The organism is Desulfobotulus pelophilus (genome assembly GCF_026155325.1).
In the GTDB taxonomy this organism is placed as follows: domain Bacteria; phylum Desulfobacterota; class Desulfobacteria; order Desulfobacterales; family ASO4-4; genus Desulfobotulus; species Desulfobotulus pelophilus.
This window is the reverse complement of record NZ_JAPFPW010000005.1, coordinates 34,729-52,378: the sequence shown is the minus strand read 5'-3', so window position 1 is coordinate 52,378 and position 17,650 is coordinate 34,729. Positions and strand designations below refer to the sequence as shown.

The 17,650-nt window shown below is 51.1% G+C and carries 11 protein-coding genes; 2 read left to right on the top strand and 9 right to left on the bottom strand.

Features of this window, described 5'->3' with window-relative positions:
• Positions 1-107 precede the first annotated feature (107 nt).
• Entirely contained in the window at positions 108-1,688 is a 1,581-nt protein-coding gene (locus OOT00_RS05935) for a hypothetical protein (protein ID WP_265424397.1), read from the bottom strand.
• Positions 1,689-1,845: 157 nt separating this feature from the next.
• Positions 1,846-2,775, bottom strand: coding sequence for a 1-acylglycerol-3-phosphate O-acyltransferase, YihG family (gene yihG / locus OOT00_RS05930; RefSeq protein WP_265424396.1), 930 nt, complete (start codon positions 2,773-2,775; stop codon positions 1,846-1,848).
• 291 nt (positions 2,776-3,066) lie between these two features.
• On the opposite strand from yihG, the gene OOT00_RS05925 reads away from it, so the two are divergent.
• Both OOT00_RS05925 and OOT00_RS05920 read left to right on the top strand, forming a co-directional pair.
• The gene (locus OOT00_RS05925) at positions 3,067-4,905 is read left to right on the top strand and encodes a GGDEF domain-containing protein (protein ID WP_265424395.1); all 1,839 of its coding nucleotides are present in this window, start codon (positions 3,067-3,069) and stop codon (positions 4,903-4,905) included.
• Positions 4,902-6,602 carry a hybrid sensor histidine kinase/response regulator gene (locus tag OOT00_RS05920; protein WP_265424394.1) on the top strand — a complete coding sequence of 567 codons (1,701 nt, stop codon included), beginning with the start codon at positions 4,902-4,904 and terminating at the stop codon, positions 6,600-6,602. Before OOT00_RS05925 ends, OOT00_RS05920 begins: the two co-directional genes overlap by 4 nt.
• Before the next feature lie 178 nt (positions 6,603-6,780).
• Here the strand turns inward: OOT00_RS05920 and OOT00_RS05915 are convergent, their stop codons facing one another.
• The 7 genes from OOT00_RS05915 to OOT00_RS05885 all read right to left on the bottom strand — a co-directional run bounded on the left by OOT00_RS05915 (position 6,781) and on the right by OOT00_RS05885 (position 17,194).
• Complete coding sequence (locus OOT00_RS05915; RefSeq protein ID WP_265424393.1) at positions 6,781-7,635, bottom strand: carbohydrate ABC transporter permease; 855 nt, start codon at positions 7,633-7,635, stop codon at positions 6,781-6,783.
• The gene (locus OOT00_RS05910) at positions 7,632-8,522 is read right to left on the bottom strand and encodes a carbohydrate ABC transporter permease (RefSeq protein ID WP_265424392.1); all 891 of its coding nucleotides are present in this window, start codon (positions 8,520-8,522) and stop codon (positions 7,632-7,634) included. The genes OOT00_RS05915 and OOT00_RS05910 overlap by 4 nt, the downstream gene beginning before the upstream one ends.
• Before the next feature lie 306 nt (positions 8,523-8,828).
• The gene (locus OOT00_RS05905) at positions 8,829-10,151 is read right to left on the bottom strand and encodes an ABC transporter substrate-binding protein (protein ID WP_265424391.1); all 1,323 of its coding nucleotides are present in this window, start codon (positions 10,149-10,151) and stop codon (positions 8,829-8,831) included.
• Between the two features lie 34 nt (positions 10,152-10,185).
• Positions 10,186-11,289: an ABC transporter ATP-binding protein gene (locus tag OOT00_RS05900; RefSeq protein WP_265424390.1), complete on the bottom strand. Its 1,104-nt coding sequence runs from the start codon at positions 11,287-11,289 to the stop codon at positions 10,186-10,188.
• A 214-nt stretch (positions 11,290-11,503) separates the two neighbouring features.
• A complete protein-coding gene (locus tag OOT00_RS05895; RefSeq protein ID WP_265424389.1) occupies positions 11,504-12,721 on the bottom strand; it encodes a YibE/F family protein in 1,218 nt (405 codons plus the stop codon).
• Positions 12,722-12,808: 87 nt separating this feature from the next.
• Entirely contained in the window at positions 12,809-14,359 is a 1,551-nt protein-coding gene (locus tag OOT00_RS05890) for an alkaline phosphatase (RefSeq protein WP_265424388.1), read from the bottom strand.
• Positions 14,360-14,656: 297 nt separating this feature from the next.
• Positions 14,657-17,194: an alkaline phosphatase gene (locus OOT00_RS05885; RefSeq protein WP_265424387.1), complete on the bottom strand. Its 2,538-nt coding sequence runs from the start codon at positions 17,192-17,194 to the stop codon at positions 14,657-14,659.
• Positions 17,195-17,650: the final 456 nt, after the last annotated feature.

Genomic DNA, 17,650 nt, shown 5'->3' with positions numbered 1-17,650 from the left:
CAGTTGTAGCAGTTAACCAAGCGCAAATGGTACTGAATTGCAACGCACGCCGTGTTGCGGCGTCTTGTCGTAAAGTAACTTTTGAAGCTACTCAGACGGTATATTTTTTATTCCCTTGGGTTGCCGGAAAGAACCCGCTGCCTCAGCCGCAGTTCATGGCCCCGGTAGCGTCTTCCGCTTCCGAGATCCATGGTGATGCGGCTTTGCGGGTCGGGCATGTCCACATGGATGCCGTATCTGTCTGCAATGCGTTTTTCCACAAGGCACTGAAAAACGGCCATGGCCGTTGCAACGGGGAAAAGGCTTTCATCGGACTCCGTCAGGGCCTGTTCCAGAACCTGCCCCAGTCTCAGCTCTTTTTTGCGGCCAAGGAGATGATGGATCAGGTGAAAGGCCTGCTGCATTACTTTCTCATTCAGTTCCGGCTGAAAGCATATAAGGGGTTCGCCGTCCACCTCCAGGAGCACCTGGGTCTGATCGCCCGGCGGATTCCTGCGCTCCAGGGCGCGTTCACAGGCTTCCATCACCGATGCCGGATCAAAAAGAGGCCTTTGTGCCGGAGGATTTATGCGGGCGATGAATTCCTTCCCCATGCGGGCGGCGTTTTCCTCATCCAGAGAAAAAATCCTTTCCATGACCTCATCCATGCCGGGAAATACGCCGCTGGCTTCTTTTCTGAAAAGTTTGTGGCTGTGTTTCTGGTAGTCTTCGGGCAGGCTCTGGAGCTGGCCAGAAAGCTTCATCAGCTGGTTACTTAAGCCTTCAAGCTTGTCGGCCAGCCTGTAAAGGGTGCTGCTGTGGCCCCTGTATCCGCCGCCATGCAGGTTTTCGATGACAAGGTTGTGCAGACGGTTGCCTTCCTTCTGGATATCCATGACCTGATTGACACCCTCTTCGGCCAGGGCCTGAACCCGGTCAAAACCCACGGACTTGATGTTCCGGCTGATCTGGCGGCGCACCGTTCTCACTTCTCCTGCCTTTCGGGCGCAATGCCTTCGGTTGGTTTCGGCCACGGCAATGGCATCATCCAGATTGCCCCTTTCAATGAGCAGCTTGATGCGCAGGTTGCCGATGGCAGCAGCATCCAGGGCACTGGTTTCGTGCAGGCCGAAATAGGCTGTGTAGCCTTCTTCCGTGAGGGCGAACAGGGCCTCGCTGCCTTCGCCCGTATAGACATTTTTGATGAGCCAGAAGCGGCGGGTGCGGTAGCGTCCTGCATCGGCATCAAAAAAGGGACAGGAAAAGGGAAGGTAGCGGTTGTTTCTGTTTGTGAGATGGTCAAAAATTTTAGAGCTTACTTCTTCAAGGGCTTCATCGGGGAAAAATCTGTTTTCTGCAGCAACCTGCTGACGGAGGAGGGGAAGGATTTTTTGCGTTACTTCACTGCGGGTGACACCGATCTGGTATTCGGTCAGCTCTGAGATGACATCGAGAATGGCAAATGCCGTCCACATCAGATCAACCCGCATCCAGATCTCGCCGCTGAGTTCTTCTTCACCCTGACCGAAACGACGGGCTTCCAGCTCAAAGATGGGTCGAAGGATCAGAGCGGAATGAACAGCCCGGCTGACATCCGATCCGAAACCGGATGGAGACAGAGGTTCGCTTTCTTTACCTGCCTTGGGGTCATCGGCTTCAACTGGAAGGGTTTTTTTTATAAAATCAATTAGTTCTAGCTGGATAGACATGCATAGCTCCTGGTTTATCCGGTATACAGACAGCAAACCAGGCCTGCTGCCATGATAAAGGGCTCCCCTGCACCCGGCTATGGCGAACCATAAAGATTCGCTCAGCCTGATGAACGGTAGGTACTATATCATCGCAGCAGTCGGGAAAACAGAACCATCAGGCAACCTTTTGCATTTCATCTTCTGTTTCCGGCCAGACAGGCTCCATCATCTGCCCAAGGAGAAGATCCTTTTCCGCCCACATGGTATTGAGTTCCTTCTGAAAGGACTCCCTGAAATCCCTGTCATTGAAATAGTCACCCCGCAGTCCTTCATGGATGGCAAGGGTCCGTATGTGCATGCGAATCAGGGAGACATTCCCACAAATGAACTGCCAGAAAGACGGCACACCCTGGGGATAAGCAATGGTAACATCCACGATGGTGTTCATCTCCCTTCCCATGGCGGAAAGGACAAAGGCGGTCCCTGCGGACTTGGGTCTGAGAAGCCTCTGAAAAGGACTTTTCTGGCGAAGATGTTTCGCTTCCGTAATACGGGTCCCCTCCACAAAATTCATGACAGACACCGGGGTTGTGCGAAACTTCTCACAAGCCTTGCGGGTAACCTCCAGATCCTTTCCTTTTTTATGGGGATTTTTCAGAATGTATTCCTTGGAGTAGCGTTTCATGAAGGGAAAATCCTGGGCCCACCATACAAGGCCCATGACAGGTACCCAAATCAGCTCCTGTTTTAAGAAGAATTTAAGAAAAGGAATTTTTCCGCATAAATTTCTCTGGAGTGCAAAAATATCCACCCAGCTCTGATGATTGCAGAGAACCAGGTACCAGCCTTCCGGTGAAAGATGGTCACCGCCACGGATTTCCCATCGGGTTTTGTGAAAAAGTGAAAAAACAAAATTGTTCACATGGATCCATGACGTACTGATGCCAATAATAATACGGGTGCATAGAAGACGGCTGATCCGCCACGGAACCAGCACCTTCACAAAAGTGACGGCAATAAGGGGAGCAGAATGCATAAGGGTTGACACAACAACGGCCGTAATAACCGCACAGCCTTTCATACGGGCAAGGGGGGTAATATGCATGGGACATCCTTCACATAAGCAGTTCGTAAGTTTCCCCGCTAAACAAAGTTTTCAGAGGGAAGCTATTGATACCAGCAAAGCCGGAAGCACTCAAGATTTTTTATTATTTTTTCATTTCGTTACGACAGCTTACAAAGAATATGAATGCAGACAGCCGTGCTGTTTCAAATGATTTTCCAATGGCTGTATGCGGACTGGACAGGGCACCAAGGATTTCCACAGCACCCATGATGAAATTTATATTCCCGTTAACACAATTCTCATAATCTGAGGATAAAAGGTGTCAGGGTAATGAAACATCAGGAGGTTCTGTCCATGGGTCCTGTTACCGGAATAAAAAACAAAGGCATGATACCGGAAAATCCCCCCACGCTTCCGGTCAAAGATCTTTTAGGACAACCGGATATCCGTTTTTCTCCCATTGCCGATGATATGACAGGGCGTATCCGGCTGTGGATTGTCCGGAAAGAAAGCTTTTCAGATTATCTTTCAGACAGGCACAGGTCAGGGGAACAGAAGGCGCAGGTATTGCTGGAGGACATCCGCCTTCTTGAGACAGCTCTGGATGCCTTCCACCATCTGCCCGAAGAAGGCAGGCTGGTTTTTTTTCTGCATCCGGAGAGTATGGCCCATGTTGATTTTTCTGAAAGTCTCAGAACAACCCTCAAGAATAAAAAGGTTTCTTCCCGGCGTATACTCCTCGGGATTCATGAAGAAGATCTGGATACCCTGACAGACATGTCCTCTTCAGCCCTTTTCATACATACCGAAAGAGGTACTGGCCTTTGCATCTGCGGCGGTGCAGGAAATGGTCTTTCCCTGCTCCGCCTTGCAGGTCTGCAACCGGATCTTTTTCTTCTGGAATCCTCCGCGTTCCAGCAACATGTATCTGGGCAGGATCATGCGGCTCTGATGGTGGGCCTGCTGTCAGATGCCTGTCGCCGTATACAATGCGTTCTGGGTGTTATCCATATTCATAAGATAAAGGATCGGCGTTATTTTAAAGAGCTGGGTTTTTCACTGATGCAGGGAGCTGCCATTGCACCGGAGTCATCCCTGCCCTCCCTTCATCATATTGAAGAAAATGGTGGGGGTAGTAGCCGTGAATGGTCGGTTTTTCCCGGGTCTCAGGGTTCGGGAGTCGGTTATCTGGCCAGCCCTGGAATAACGGCTCTGGTATCGGATACCGTTGAAGAGATCAGCCGGATACTGAAAAACCGTTCACCAACGGACAGCATCTGCCTTTTGAAGGAAAAACGCCCTGTGGGCCTTCTCATGCGCTATCATCTGGACCGCCACTTGAGCTCGCCCTATGGCAATGCCCTTTTTCTGAAAAAAAGCGTTGCCCGAATCATGGATACGGAACCTGTGATCAGGGATGCAGGGACACCTCTGGATGAAGTGGCCCGGGCTGCCATGTCCCGCTCTGCGGAACGTCTTTATGATGATATTCTGATTACGGAAAACGGCCTGTATAAAGGAACGGTATCCATTCGCAGTCTGCTGGATGTCATGGCCCGGATTCAGGTAGAAACCGCAAGGGGAGCAAATCCCTTAACGGGTCTGCCCGGTAATACCAGCATTGAAAAAAACATGGCGGAATATCGGCAGAATCAGGTACGCATGAGTCTGATCTATGCGGATCTGGATCACTTTAAGGCCTATAATGACTGCTTCGGTTTTGAGGCCGGTGACCGTATGCTCATGTTCACAAGCCGTCTGATACGGGAAAGCGCATCCATCTGCTGCGGCAAAAATACCTTTATCGGCCATGTGGGCGGGGATGATTTTGTCATTTTCACCCATCCGGCGGAGGCGGAATCCTTTGCAAAGGATCTTACGGAAAAATTTGAGAGAGAAACGCAGGTTCTCTATCCGGATGGCATTCGTAATCAGGGTTTTTTTCAGGGTAAATCCAGAGACGGAACAGTCTGTCCGTTTCCCATGGTGTCCATTTCTCTGGGGATTGTGGACTGTCAGTTTCATCCGGGCATGGATTCTTCGCAACTCAGCCTCCGTGTGGCTCAGATCAAAGGATATGCTAAATCCCGAAAGGGAAATTCCTGGGTCCGCGACAGAAGACAGATTTCCGCTCCGGGAGAATCAATTTTGGATAAAGGTGTTGTATGATTTTTTTATCCGGGAACTTTCTCATGGGCTGCACCCTGACCGGTGCTCTGCTTTTTTTAGCAGGCATTCTTTCAGAATATTGGCATCTTTCCTTTGCAGCCCGTTTTTTTATGCTTATTTCCGCCGGTCTTGGCCCGCTGTTTTTTTATCACGGCATGGCCCTGTGCCATCATCGGAAAAATGCTAGGCTTCTTGCCCGGAAAGAAAGGAGAATCCGGAGATGGCTTACATCCATGCGGCAGCAGGAAAAAGGTCTCCTTGCCGGAAACCATGCTCTGCTGCTCACGGGACCAGACGGCCGGATTCAGAAAGCTTCTCCGGCAGCCATCCGTGCGGTCGGGAAAAACCCTTCAGGCAGTTTTATCTCTCAGTTTCCCGGTATCAGGCCCGATCTTCAGGGCCATACAATCAGCACCCATGGGAAAACCACCCTCTGCTGGATTCCCCTTTCCATCTTTGGCAGAAAATGGCGACTGGGTCTGGACATCAGCGATTATGCAGAAAAAGAAGTACGCTTGAATACGGAAAATGCGCAATATCGTAAACTGGCAGAGCATAAATCCGATGAGCTCATGATCATCAGACGCCGTTTTCAGGAGCTTTCCCAGCTGGCAACACTAGGCCGCATAACAGCAGGTATATCCCATGATTTCAACAATATTCTTTCTTCTATTTTAGGTGCTTCCCAGCTGGCTGCCATGACAGAGGATGAAAAACGAAAGGCCCACCATCTGAATACCATTGTCACAGCAGGGCACCGGGCAAAGGATTTGATTCAGCAGATTCTTGACTTCAGCAGACCCGATGGAAAGGGCTTTCATACCTTTTCCCTGAAACCTCTGATCACGGAAAGCCTGCGCCTCATCGGGGCCTCGCTTCCAGCCCATATTGTTGTCCGCTGTCAGAATGAAGCTTCCGATGCCTGTATTCATGGGAATCCTACCCGTCTTCATCAGCTTCTCATCAACCTTATGACCAATGCCTGCCACGCCATGGAAGATAACGGAGGAATTCTTCATCTGAGTATAGAACGCTGTACAAAGGAGTCGGTACAATGGGTGGGTATCTGTGTAAAAGATTCAGGCCACGGCATTTCCGAAGACATCCACCAACGAATTTTTGAACCCTTTTTTACCACCCGTGCCAACCGGGAAGGACATGGAATGGGGTTGACCCTTGTCAGAGAGGTGGTCGAAGAACACGGAGGCCTGCTTACGGTGGAAAGCAGCCCGGGCACCGGTGCCCTGTTCCGCGTTGAACTGCCCCATGCCGGGATAAAGGCAGGCAACAGCCAAACGATGGAACAGCCCATCTGCCACGGAAAGGGTTTTGTACTCCTTGTGGAGGATGATGGTTCTTTGCTGACGATAGTCAAAGAAATGATAGGATCCCTGGGCTACGGGGTACATGCCGTTCCCAATGCCGCAGAAGCACTGGCATGGCTCAGTGAAAACAGCTTTGCCGATATGATTCTGATGGATTATGGCATGCCCGGCATGAACGGCCTGACACTGGCCTCCCAGATACGGGAACGGTACCCGCACCTTACCATCCTTCTCACAACAGGCTGCCCCCACTGGATCCGAGATAAAAAAATTCCCCACTTCATACTGGAAAAACCCTTTTCCATGCAGGAGCTGTCCTACACCCTCATTCAGGCTGGCAACCAGAAACCAGCACTCCTCCATGCAGGATAGGCAAAATTTACCAATGAGGAAGACCCTTTTGAACAGGGCTGCATGAACCATAAAGTCATTACCATGACAGAACAGAAACCCCACACCGGTAAAAAAAGATGAATCAAACTAAGGTGCATATACTTGGCAAAGTTGTCTTCAGCAGCTTTTTTGCATTAACCATAGGAACGGCAGGGGCTTACTTTTCCTGACCCAGCCCCACACCCAGCACAAGAACTTTTTGCAAGATAAAAAACAGAAGAAGCGGCGGTACAAGGGTGATGACAGCACCGGCCATGACCACACCCCAGTGGGTAGCATCCTGACCTGCCGTCATCATGCGCAGGCCCACCTGTACCACCTGTCTGGACCCGTCACGAATGATCACCAGCGGCCATAGGTACTGATTCCAGACATACACAAAATCAATGAGGGCCATGGCGGCAATCACATGACGGCTCATGGGCAGAAGAATCCGTATCATAAAAGAAGGAAGACCGATGCCATCCACCCTGGCTGCGTCCACAAGTTCCAGCGGAATCTGTAAAAAATGCTGCCGGAAAAGAAAAACACTGGTGGCTGAAGCCATAAAGGGTATGGTCAGGGCAAGATAGCTGTCCGCCCAGCCAAGATCCGTGATCCTGTCAAACAGGGCTATGATCATAATTTCCGTTGGCATCATGAGGGTCATAAGGACAAAAGCAAAAAAAAACCCCCGAAATGGAAGGCGAAGATATACAAAGGCTGTTGCAGCCAGAAAGGCCGTAAGGGTTTTCCCCAGTGTTACGGTCACGGCAATGAAAAGGGAGTTTTTCATGTAGAGGCCCAGCTTGTAGGTCTCCCAGGCCATGGTGTAATTGTCAATGGCGGCACTGCCAAAGGAAAGTTTCGGGGGGTAAGAGAATATCTGAGCGGGTGTCTGGGTAGAAAAAATCAATGCGCAAAGCACAGGTGCTGCTATCACAAAAACAGCTGCAAGCAGTACCAGATGCCGTATCCATCTCTTTCCATGGAAAGCATTATTTTGTAAAAATAATAAAGCCTGCTTTCTCATCGCCTCCCTCCGTAATAAATTCCCTTTCCATAGATTCTGAATTTCACAAAGGAGAGGAAGGCTACGGCTCCCAGCAGCAGAACGGACTGAGCTGCTGCCATGCCGGTTTTAAGAAACTCGAAACCATCCCTGTACAGACTGTAAATCATGAGCAGTGTAGCATCCGAAGGCCCGCCCCGGGTTATGAGATCCACCACGGGAAAAACATCAAACACCGCATACATGAGATTCACCACCAAAAGAAAAAGGGTCATGGGCGCAAGGAGCGGGAGCAGTACCCGCCCAAAACGCATACCCATTCCGGCACCATCCATACGTGCGGCTTCCAGCACATCACGGGGAAGGGCCGAAAGGGCCGCAAGATAAAAAATCACATTATAGCCCACATTTTTCCAGATAGCAGCACCCACCACAACACCCATGGCAAGACCGGGACGGGCCAGCCAGTCCGGATGGCGACCAAAAACAGCATTCAGCCCTGCATTAACAATGCCCACCTGATTGCTGAACAGAAACAAAAAAATCACACCCGCAACGGCCGGTGACAGGGCATAGGGCCAGATAAGAAACAGCCGGTACAATCCTTTCCATGCCCCTGCATTATGAATCATTATCGCCAGCAACAGACCCAGCCCCATGCTGCCTGTAACCGTAAAGAAGGTAAATATGAGGGTGGCTCGGAACATTCTGCGATATCCCGGCTCGAAAAAAAGATCCCGGTAATTGCTAAGTCCGCAGAATTCTTCCCTGAGCCCCAGAAAACTGACCTGATAAAAAGAAAGACGCAGGGTTTCCAGAATGGGGGTGTACAGAAAAACGATAAGAATCAGGAGGGTGGGAAGCAAAAGCAACAAACCCAGCCACCTGTTGGATGAAAAAGATGTCATGGCAGCCCCTGATATACTACTCAGTTTTTATTGTAACTTTTGAGTAACGCAGCAAGTTACTCTACGAGAAAACTCCGCAACCCGGTGTCCATTACTGTCCGGCAAGCAATCTTCTGCCTTAAACCATTGAAACAACAAAAAAACGATGGGAAATATACCGTTGTGAACATCTCTTACCTCACCCCGCCCTCTCCCGGAGGAAGAGGGCGAAATGGGCTGAATAAGAAAATCACGGCCACAGCGGCTTCTTGCCCTGAAGTAACTGGTAACGACCCAGAAGGTACCTTTTATTTGCCCTTCTACACTTCAGCGAACGGAACGATTATAATCCATTAAAGCCTTATCCGCCCGCTTGTCCGCCTCCCTGAGGGCTGTTTCCACGTTCTTTCCGCTGATAATCTGCTGTATGGCATCGGTCACAATGGTACGAATCTCGGGAAACGGCCCCAGCAACGCCCCCTGAGATGCCCGGTTGACACGGGTAGACAGGAGCTGTTCAAAAGCTGCCGTATAGGCGGGATTTTTTTCAAACCAGCCCTGGTTTTTCACCACATCACAGGAACTGGTTCGAACGGGGAAATAGCCCGTTCCCTTATGCCAGCGAACCCCGTTTTCCGTATTGGTGAGCCAGAGAAGAAAGGTTCTTGTCGCTTCCATCTCTTCTGAAGTCCTGCCACCGGTCATCCAGATGGAAGCCCCTCCCACTACCACACCATTTCGTTCCATGCCATCGGGGACGGGAAGAGGACCGGTTCCCAGAGCATAACCATTTTCAAAGGCTGCCGCCTGATGGAAGGCCACATCCGATGTGGAGGTGATGAGCATAGCGGTCTGACCGGAAACAAAGAGCTTGTTGGCCCCGTCCCAGTCCTCCGGCCTGCCGGAATAGGCATACAGACCCTTGTCGTAGAGTTCTTTCCACCAGGTGGCGATACGGATCATCGCAGGAGAATTCAAAAAGGTTTCCGTTGCCCTCCCTGCCCTGCCATTTTCATTATTGGCCAGCAACGCACCCTGCATGCTCAGCCACTGTTCAACAAACCAGGAATGCAGAGGCCAGGTAATTCCTTTGACCGCCGCTTTCGAATTTACAATTTGTTCCGCCGCCTTCATCACTTCCCCGTAGGTCTTGGGAGGGTTGTCCGGATCGAGGCCCGCTTTGCGAAAAATATCCTTGTTGTAATAGAGGACAGGATTGGAGGAGTTCCAGGGAACAGAGTAGAATTGCCCGTTAATGGTGTAATAATTGGCTACAGGCTGGATATAATCTTCAAGATCCCGCAGGGCTGAGGCATCCAGTCCCTGAGCGAAGGGAGTAAAAATACCGGAATCCAGTGCCATCTGGGTGCCCACTTCAAAAATGTGCACCATATGCGGAGATTTTTTCTGCCGATGGGCCAGAATGGCCGCATTGAGGGTATCCCGGTAGGAACCTTTGTATTCTGCCTTCACCTCAATCTGCGGGTGAGTAAAATTAAAATCCGCCACCATGCGATCAATGAAGGCGATATTTCCTCCTCCCAGGGCATGCCAGAAAACAAGCTCCACTTTTTTTTCGGCTGCCAGAGCATTCCCTGCCATGGCGAATCCCAGTAAAAACACACAGGCAATACGCCCCCATTTTCCCATCGGTCTTTCTCCTTTACATTGAAGATATCCGTAGTTAGGCAGCAGAACTCATCCGTGCCGGACTGAGACATCTGCCGGTTTTTTCATCAAAAAAAAACAAATTTTCTTCACGGGCATGGATGTGAAGGGTTTCTCCTTCCCGAACCCTTCGCCCCGAAGTCCGAAAACGAACAGGATTGCCCGCAATATCTCCATGCACCAGCACATCACCGCCCAGAGGTTCCAAAAGACGTACATCCGCCGCCATGGCCGAGGCTTTGGCCGGACCGTCCTCTGCCGGACACAGGTGCTCCGGCCTCACGCCTACAGTGAGATTTTTTGCTCCGTTCAAAACCCGCTGACGTTCCTTTGAAAGATCAATACGGGCACCGTTTTCCAGATGAACGCTACCATTGGTATCCCGCATTCCCGGGAAAAAATTCATGGCTGGCGTACCAATAAATCCGGCTACAAAACGATTCACCGGAGATCGGTAAAGATCCTGAGGGCTGGCAAGCTGTATAATCTGCCCTGTTTCCATCACAGCAATACGATCCGCAATGGTCATGGCCTCCGACTGATCATGGGTCACATACACCATGGTTGTTCCCAGACGGCGCTGTAAACTCTTAATCTCCATTCTAACCTGCATGCGCAAAAAAGCATCCAGGTTAGAAAGAGGCTCATCCATGAGGAAAAGACAGGGGTTTCTTACAAGGCAGCGGCCCATGGCAACACGCTGACGCTGACCACCAGACAGGGCTGCCGGTTTTCGTTTCAGCAGTTCTCTCAATCCCAGCATGGAAGCGGTTTCGGCTATCATTTGTTTGCGCTCTGCGGAAGGAATACCCTTTGCCCGAAGGGGAAAAGCCATGTTTTCTTCCACGCTCAGATGGGGGTACAGGGCATAACTCTGGAAAACCATGGCTACATTACGTTTTTCGGGAGATCGTTTTGTCACATCCCGGCCTCCCATCCATATGGCTCCCGTATCCGGAATTTCCAGTCCGGCGATAATCCGCAGAAGCGTACTCTTCCCGCTGCCCGAAGGTCCGACACAAACCACAAGTTCTCCGGAAGCAATCTCAAGATTGATACCGGAAAGAACGGGACTGCCGCCCAGTTTTTTTCCCACATTGGTAACAACTAGACCTGTCATTTTCTGGCTTCCTTCATAAGGTGTGACGAAAAAGCGATACCATCTTCATGCCATGCTGCTGTTTGGCTTTTGTTATAAATGAACGGGTATTTCGTTCAGAATACGGCGAGGGATGCGATCAGCCTTTGAATACAACTATCCCGGCCATTTCACCCCTGTACCCCGGCTCATATGTGAGGGAGGCCGGCCTTGATATGAAAAGCCCGCATGTGCATCAGGCCTGAACCGCATCGGCCTGTGCAGCGGAAGAAACCAGACCTCTTCCTTCCCGGGTATCTTTCTCCCATATCCCATTCCTCCGCCTTTCTGTTCTGTCTCCCGGAACCAAAAACAAAGCACCGGCCAGTGCGGTGAAGGGAGCCACGGCCAGCAGCCCAAAACTCCCCAGCATTGTATTCAAAAACTCTGCGGTCACGTAATTGAGGTTGAGCATGTTGGCCATGGGAATACCCTGAGCCATAAAAACCATGAGCAGGGAGAGGTAGCTGCTGGAGTAAGCCAGAAGCAGAGTGGTACTCATGGTTCCCATGACAGCCCGTCCCACCCGGAAGCCGGAAAGAATGGCTTCGCTGCGGCTGATCCGTGGATTTTGGGAGACCACCTCATCCATGCTGGCGGCAATGTCCATGGCCAGATCCATCACCGCACCCGAAGCGGCCATGATAATGGTGGCAAGGAAAATACGGGTGAGATCCAGATGGGCATAACCTGTGTACAATAGTGTTTCCGAAAAGGGCTTGATGGCTCCGTGAAGCTGGAAGACAGGGGCCACAAAAAGGGCAAGGAGGGCGGTACAGGCAAGACCCAGAAGACAGCCAGCAAAGGCCGTAAAACCTTTTCTGTTCCATCCGGCCACAAGAAAAAGGATGGCCGCACTGAGCAGCATGACCACAAAAAGAGCGGTCACCATGGGGTCCCAGCCTTTTAAAAAACCGGGAATAAGAATTTTCCAGACCACAAGACCTGTGAAAACAAAGGAAAGCAGGGCCCGCATTCCCGTCCATCCGGCAAATGCCACCAATAAAAGAGCAAAACTCCCCGCCAGCCATGCCTGCATGCCAAGACGGTAATGATCCATGACCTGTGCATGGCGGATTGTATCTTTTTCCAGGGTCAGCACCACAAGTACACGGTCACCAACCTGATACAGGCGATCAAGATCCAGTTTTCCGAGGAGGTGGTTCGCCGAATTCACAAGCTCTCCCTTTCTCTCCCCGGAAACAACGCGCAGCACGATATTCTGGCTGCCCGTACGCACCATGCCATACTGACGCAAAAAGGCATTATCCACCTCTACTATCTCGCCCCTACAGCGAAGGGAGTTCGGATCTTTGCGTTCTTCAAAGCCCGTTGGCAGAAAAAACAGGATAAGAGTCATCAGAAAAAAAAAGCCTACAAGAAAGGCTTCGGAACGGATTCTGCTTTTGTGCATGATCGTTCTCCCCTGCTGTGTATTCACCAAAACAGGGAATGCCCGGCATTCCCTGCCATGATTTTTCTTACAATAAGGGTTTTTGCATCAGAATCCGATAACCGCAGCCTGACGCATATCCCCTGCTCCGGGAGCAGCATCCGCGTAGCGGGGACTGAAGCCCATGGTGGAAAGCAGCTTCTTACCGAGATCGGACTGGTGGTAGTAGCCGTTGAACACCTCTTCACCTACGCCCATGGCCGAGGTGATAACCGGTGCGCCCGTGTGGGAGTAGGAGGTCCAGCCAATACCCGCCTTCTGGTTCAGAATGTGGGTGACCTTGATGCTGAAGGGATCATAGTCACCATAAAGCAGGTAGGATTCGCCCTGTCCCTTTTCCCGGAGTCCGGCCATGCTGTGCAGAAAGGCTTCTTTAAGGCTGCGGATTTCGTAATCCTTCAGTCCCATGGGGCCGGTTCCGTCAAACTTCAGCCCGAAATTGGCCTCCACAAGGGGAATCATGTCTTCAAAGGAGGTTTTACCCTGATGACTTTTTCTGTAGTCCGCAAGTATGGTCTCAAATCGCTGAAAGGATATTTTCTGATTTTTAAGAATCTCGTGGGCAGACTCGTATTTCGTTCCCGCAAAACCAATGGTCATACCACCGCATTCATGATCGCCTGTAACGACAATGAGGGTTTCTTTAGGATGCTTTCTGGCAAAGGCAACGGCTTCGGCAATGGCCGCATCAAAGGCCAGGGTGTCGTGGATGGTAGCCGCCGCATCATTGGCATGGCTGGCCCAGTCAATCTTGCCACCCTCCACCATCATGAAAAAGCCCTTGGGATTGTTCAAAAGCTCGATTCCCTTGCGGGTAAATTCCGCAAGGGAAATATCGTCTTCGGAAGCATCCATGGCATAGGGAAGAGCCTTGCCATCGGGAAGATTGGCATTGTACGCAATGAGGCTCTGGCCGGATTTAGCCCTTTCAAAGGCTCTACGATCCGTTGCAATGGCATAACCGTTTCTGCGGGCCTTCTCCAGAGCATCTCCTTTGGGAGCCTTGGATCTTGTTCCTTCCGGATCTCTGAATCCTCCACCGCCAAAATAATCAAAACCGCTATCCGCAAGATCATGGGCAATTTCATGGTACATACTGCGGTGGGGCTGGTTGGCGTAAAAAGCCGCCGGTGTGGCATGATCAATGGAAACACTGGAAACAATTCCCACCTTCATGCCCTTTTCCTTAGCCATGTGGGCAATGCTGCGCACGGGTTTGAGATCCGGCCCCATGCCGATGAAACCGATATTAGTAATAAATCCCGAAGCAAGGGCGGTGCCGGAAGCGGCAGAGCCGATAATGAAGCGATCATTAGCATAGGTGGTGGTGACGCCCTGAACCGGAAAGGTGTTCATGGTCATTTTCACATCACCAAAGTTCTTTCCTTCCATCGCGGCAAGAAAAGCCTCCGGAGCCTGACGGTGGGGGATACCCAGACCGTCTCCCACAAACACAAAAACATATTTGGCAGGTTTTCCCTTGTGGAGGGAGATATCTGCCCAGGCGGGCAGACGGAGGCATAAAAAAACAAAGACCAACACAAAAAGCAGACAGAAACATTGCTTTCCTCCGGCCTTTCCGGAACAAAAAATGGACATGATGATTCTCCCTTCTGGGTCATTGAAAATAAAAAACAGCCTGGAGGATCCAACACCATTTATGTTGGAGAAATGTTGTACGAACATCTTTTTTTCGTTTGGAAAGGTTTCAGTAAAAAAAAGTACTCCCATGGCCATCTGCCACCCCTGCAAAAACAAAAAGAACAGTGCACAGGGATCATACCCTTCCCGTGCACCGTTCTTTTTGAGTCGGGACCGTCTGCCGCCTGGCCTGCTTTCATCAGACAGACCCGGAACTTGAGTGAGCAGATGTACCATGGAGAAAATTTTTCCCTGCTACCGTACAGGGAAATTGATATAAATGGGATTGGTAATGGCTGTAACACGACCGTGCAGAAGACGTTCGGCCAATCGGTTTTCCGGAGAGCCGAGGAGTTGAGCCCGGTAATAGGTGCGGCCTCTCCCTGAAGGCGTATCGGTGAATAGAACCTCACTGGCCCCGCCACTTAGAATCCAGGCTCTGTGCAGTATGCCATTTTTCAGAATACAGGCCAGATAGCTGCCTTTTTTCTGCAACCTGAGGGCCAGCGTTTTCCAGTCCGTCTCTCCGGAGACAAGGGCCATAAGCCTGTCCACATCAAGTTCTTCCACTGCAGGTTTTGCAAAACGTCCTGCTGACTCAGGGTTATGAACCTGCAGCCGGAAAGTGACCGGTGCGGTATCTGTCCGCACAATATTATCTCCCATTATCGTTTCAAAATAACCGTCTCCGTCGCGGTCAGCCAACAGCTCGAGCCGTTCCTTATCCGGTGCATGGCTCAACGTCACATGCCCTTTCCTGATGGCCGCCAGAATGGCTTCCGGAGATCTTTCCTCCGCGTATACCCAGGTGGTGGGATTGCCAAGACCAAAGAGGGAAGCTTCCACCTTTGCCGCAAGACCGGATGCGTATGCGGAAAGCTTGTGGGTGTCCGACCCGCCCACAGCGGTGAGGCGCCGGCCCTGAATCAGCTGGGCATCCCAGAAGGGATGGCTGGCCCAGACGTTGAAGTTAGGAAAACGGTACATGCTGTTCCATACCTCCACCGTATCCACCAGATGATCCACATCATATTTCCAGGGGCAGCAGAACACCGCCGCAGGATGGTTGATGGAAAAAAGGGCCTGTCCCCGATGCGCTCCGTAAAGGGCTGCCGTGGCATTCAACTCGTCATTGGCCTGCCACAGGGGACCATAATCAAAGGGGGCCGCCGCCCAGACATTGGCGTGCCCCCTGGCCGATGTCCATTCCACGCCGTAAAGGAGCTGCATGCTGCGGGACACATGGTCCCGATCCTCCCAGTGCGCCGGAAAGATGTCCTCATAGATACCACGATCAAAAAGATAACTGTCGTGATCCGTCAAACTGAAAAAGTCAAAACCCCTTGCTTCGGCTTCCCGGATCACCGCAGCCAGAGGGGCGTTGCCGTCGCTGTAAAGGGAATGGGCGTGGAGATCCCCTTTCAACCACAGGCCTTTTCCATGACTGCCCTTCTCTTCCGAAATCCACTGGTTCATGAAAAGAAAGAGATCCGTGTTGTCGATGTACTCTCCCGTGAAATCCGGATCAAAGGCTGCAATCAGCCCTGCCAAATAGCTGTCCCTGCCATCCACAAAGCTTTTCAGCAGGCCGGAAACCCCTTCTCCTTTCACGTACAGGGGAACGGGCAGGTTGCTGTGACCATCGGAGTGAAAGGCCATCTCCGGCATGTTCCCGGCCCCGCGATCCTGTACCGGTGTGAAACGGCGACTTTCCGATCCCCAGAGATAGCCGCATTCGTGATCCGATGTGACAATGAGGAGGGTTTCCTCCCAGCTGCTGTGGTTTTCCACCCAGTCCGTCACGGCGGCAACGGCCTCGTTGAAATCCCGTTGTTCTTCTATCAGCCGTCCCTTTTCGTTGCTATGGGCCGCCCAGTCCACAGCGCCCCCTTCCACCATGAGAAAAAAATTCTTCCCGTTTGCGGAAAGGGCGTTCAAAGCCCCCAGACTCATCACGGCAAGGGTTGGAGTTTCAGGGTTGGGGCTGGATCTGTCCACAATCTGCCTGTTGCCGGGTCGTGCCTGCTGCAGGGTGGTCGCGGCCCTTGCAAGCCCCAGCACTTTGGCATGCACCCGATCACCTCTGGCCAAAGCCTCAAAATCCGCTTTGTCATCCATGAAATGCCAGATGCGACCATCCTTGCCGGAAAGCCCCTCTTCGCTCATCAGCTGGTGAAAGACCCCTTCACCGCCCACGTATTTATATTCCTGGCCTGAAATTTTCAGATTGCCATTGTTGTCGTACAGGGGGTGACCTGCGCCCATGAGCACATCCAGGTCACTGGCATACAGCATCTCCTGAGCAATATCTTCGTATTGGTTCCTCGAAAGCACATGGGCCACCATCCCCGCAGGTGTGGCATGGCTGATGGGAACCGAGGTAACAAGACCCGTGGTCATACCCTGACCTGCGGCTGTCTCCACAATATTTTTGATGCTGGTACCAGCAGAGTTCCTGCCTATCATGCCGGGAATGGTTTTCACTCCCGTAGCCATGGCTGTGGAAGCCGCCGCGGAATCCGTGGGATTCAGTTTGTGGGCTCCGAACACCTTCCATCCTGCCTCCGGCCTGTAGTCACCGATGGCACTGTGAGTTGTCATGAAATATTTTTCAGGAAATGAGGCATAAACGGGTTTATCACCATAATAATAATCCGTTGCCATCACCGTTCCAAACCCCATGCCATCACTGATCATAAGAACCACGTTTTTTGCCGCCATCGCATGCGATGCCAGCAGCATGACCGCACAAAAAGCCATGGCCTGCAACAGAAGGCGCATATGGTTCAGCATTTTGTTCCTCCCCTGCCAAAAGGTTGTTCATCAGTATAAAGGTGAAAACCAAACAAAAAAAGAGATGAAAGAAGACTAGGCGAAAAAGATTTGGGAAATATGAAAGAATTGTGTGTTTTCACATTTTTCCCAAAAACATAACGTCACAGAGCCTCCCACGCACCCATTATCAGGATACCTACCCATCTCCTGCCAACCGGCACAAGCCTTCCATGATTCAGAAACCACCCTGACAATACTCTTATTTTATTGCAAATATTTTGGATCAGCACGCATAAAACGCGACTTTTTTTATATTTGTAAAAATACAGCCATTATAAATAATATTAAGCTTGCCTAAAAAAATGTTGACTTAAAAAAAGACGGGCGTTAAAGCAGAGAACACGTCAGCGGAATGCGCGCGAATAAACAACATATCGCCCTAAAGGATCCATCCTGAGAAACCATGGTTCCTGG

What these genes read in the sequence shown, in the direction of transcription:
- OOT00_RS05920 (WP_265424394.1), top strand. Translation starts at nt 4,902, where the DNA reads ATGATTTTTTTATCCGGGAACTTTCTCATGGGCTGCACCCTGACCGGT.
- OOT00_RS05910 (WP_265424392.1), bottom strand. Translation starts at nt 8,522, where the DNA reads ATGACATCTTTTTCATCCAACAGGTGGCTGGGTTTGTTGCTTTTGCTT.
- OOT00_RS05890 (WP_265424388.1), bottom strand. Translation starts at nt 14,359, where the DNA reads ATGTCCATTTTTTGTTCCGGAAAGGCCGGAGGAAAGCAATGTTTCTGT.
- OOT00_RS05905 (WP_265424391.1), bottom strand. Translation starts at nt 10,151, where the DNA reads ATGGGAAAATGGGGGCGTATTGCCTGTGTGTTTTTACTGGGATTCGCC.
- OOT00_RS05935 (WP_265424397.1), bottom strand. Translation starts at nt 1,688, where the DNA reads ATGTCTATCCAGCTAGAACTAATTGATTTTATAAAAAAAACCCTTCCA.
- yihG (WP_265424396.1), bottom strand. Translation starts at nt 2,775, where the DNA reads ATGCATATTACCCCCCTTGCCCGTATGAAAGGCTGTGCGGTTATTACG.
- OOT00_RS05885 (WP_265424387.1), bottom strand. Translation starts at nt 17,194, where the DNA reads ATGCTGAACCATATGCGCCTTCTGTTGCAGGCCATGGCTTTTTGTGCG.
- OOT00_RS05925 (WP_265424395.1), top strand. Translation starts at nt 3,067, where the DNA reads ATGAAACATCAGGAGGTTCTGTCCATGGGTCCTGTTACCGGAATAAAA.
- OOT00_RS05895 (WP_265424389.1), bottom strand. Translation starts at nt 12,721, where the DNA reads ATGCACAAAAGCAGAATCCGTTCCGAAGCCTTTCTTGTAGGCTTTTTT.
- OOT00_RS05900 (WP_265424390.1), bottom strand. Translation starts at nt 11,289, where the DNA reads ATGACAGGTCTAGTTGTTACCAATGTGGGAAAAAAACTGGGCGGCAGT.
- OOT00_RS05915 (WP_265424393.1), bottom strand. Translation starts at nt 7,635, where the DNA reads ATGAGAAAGCAGGCTTTATTATTTTTACAAAATAATGCTTTCCATGGA.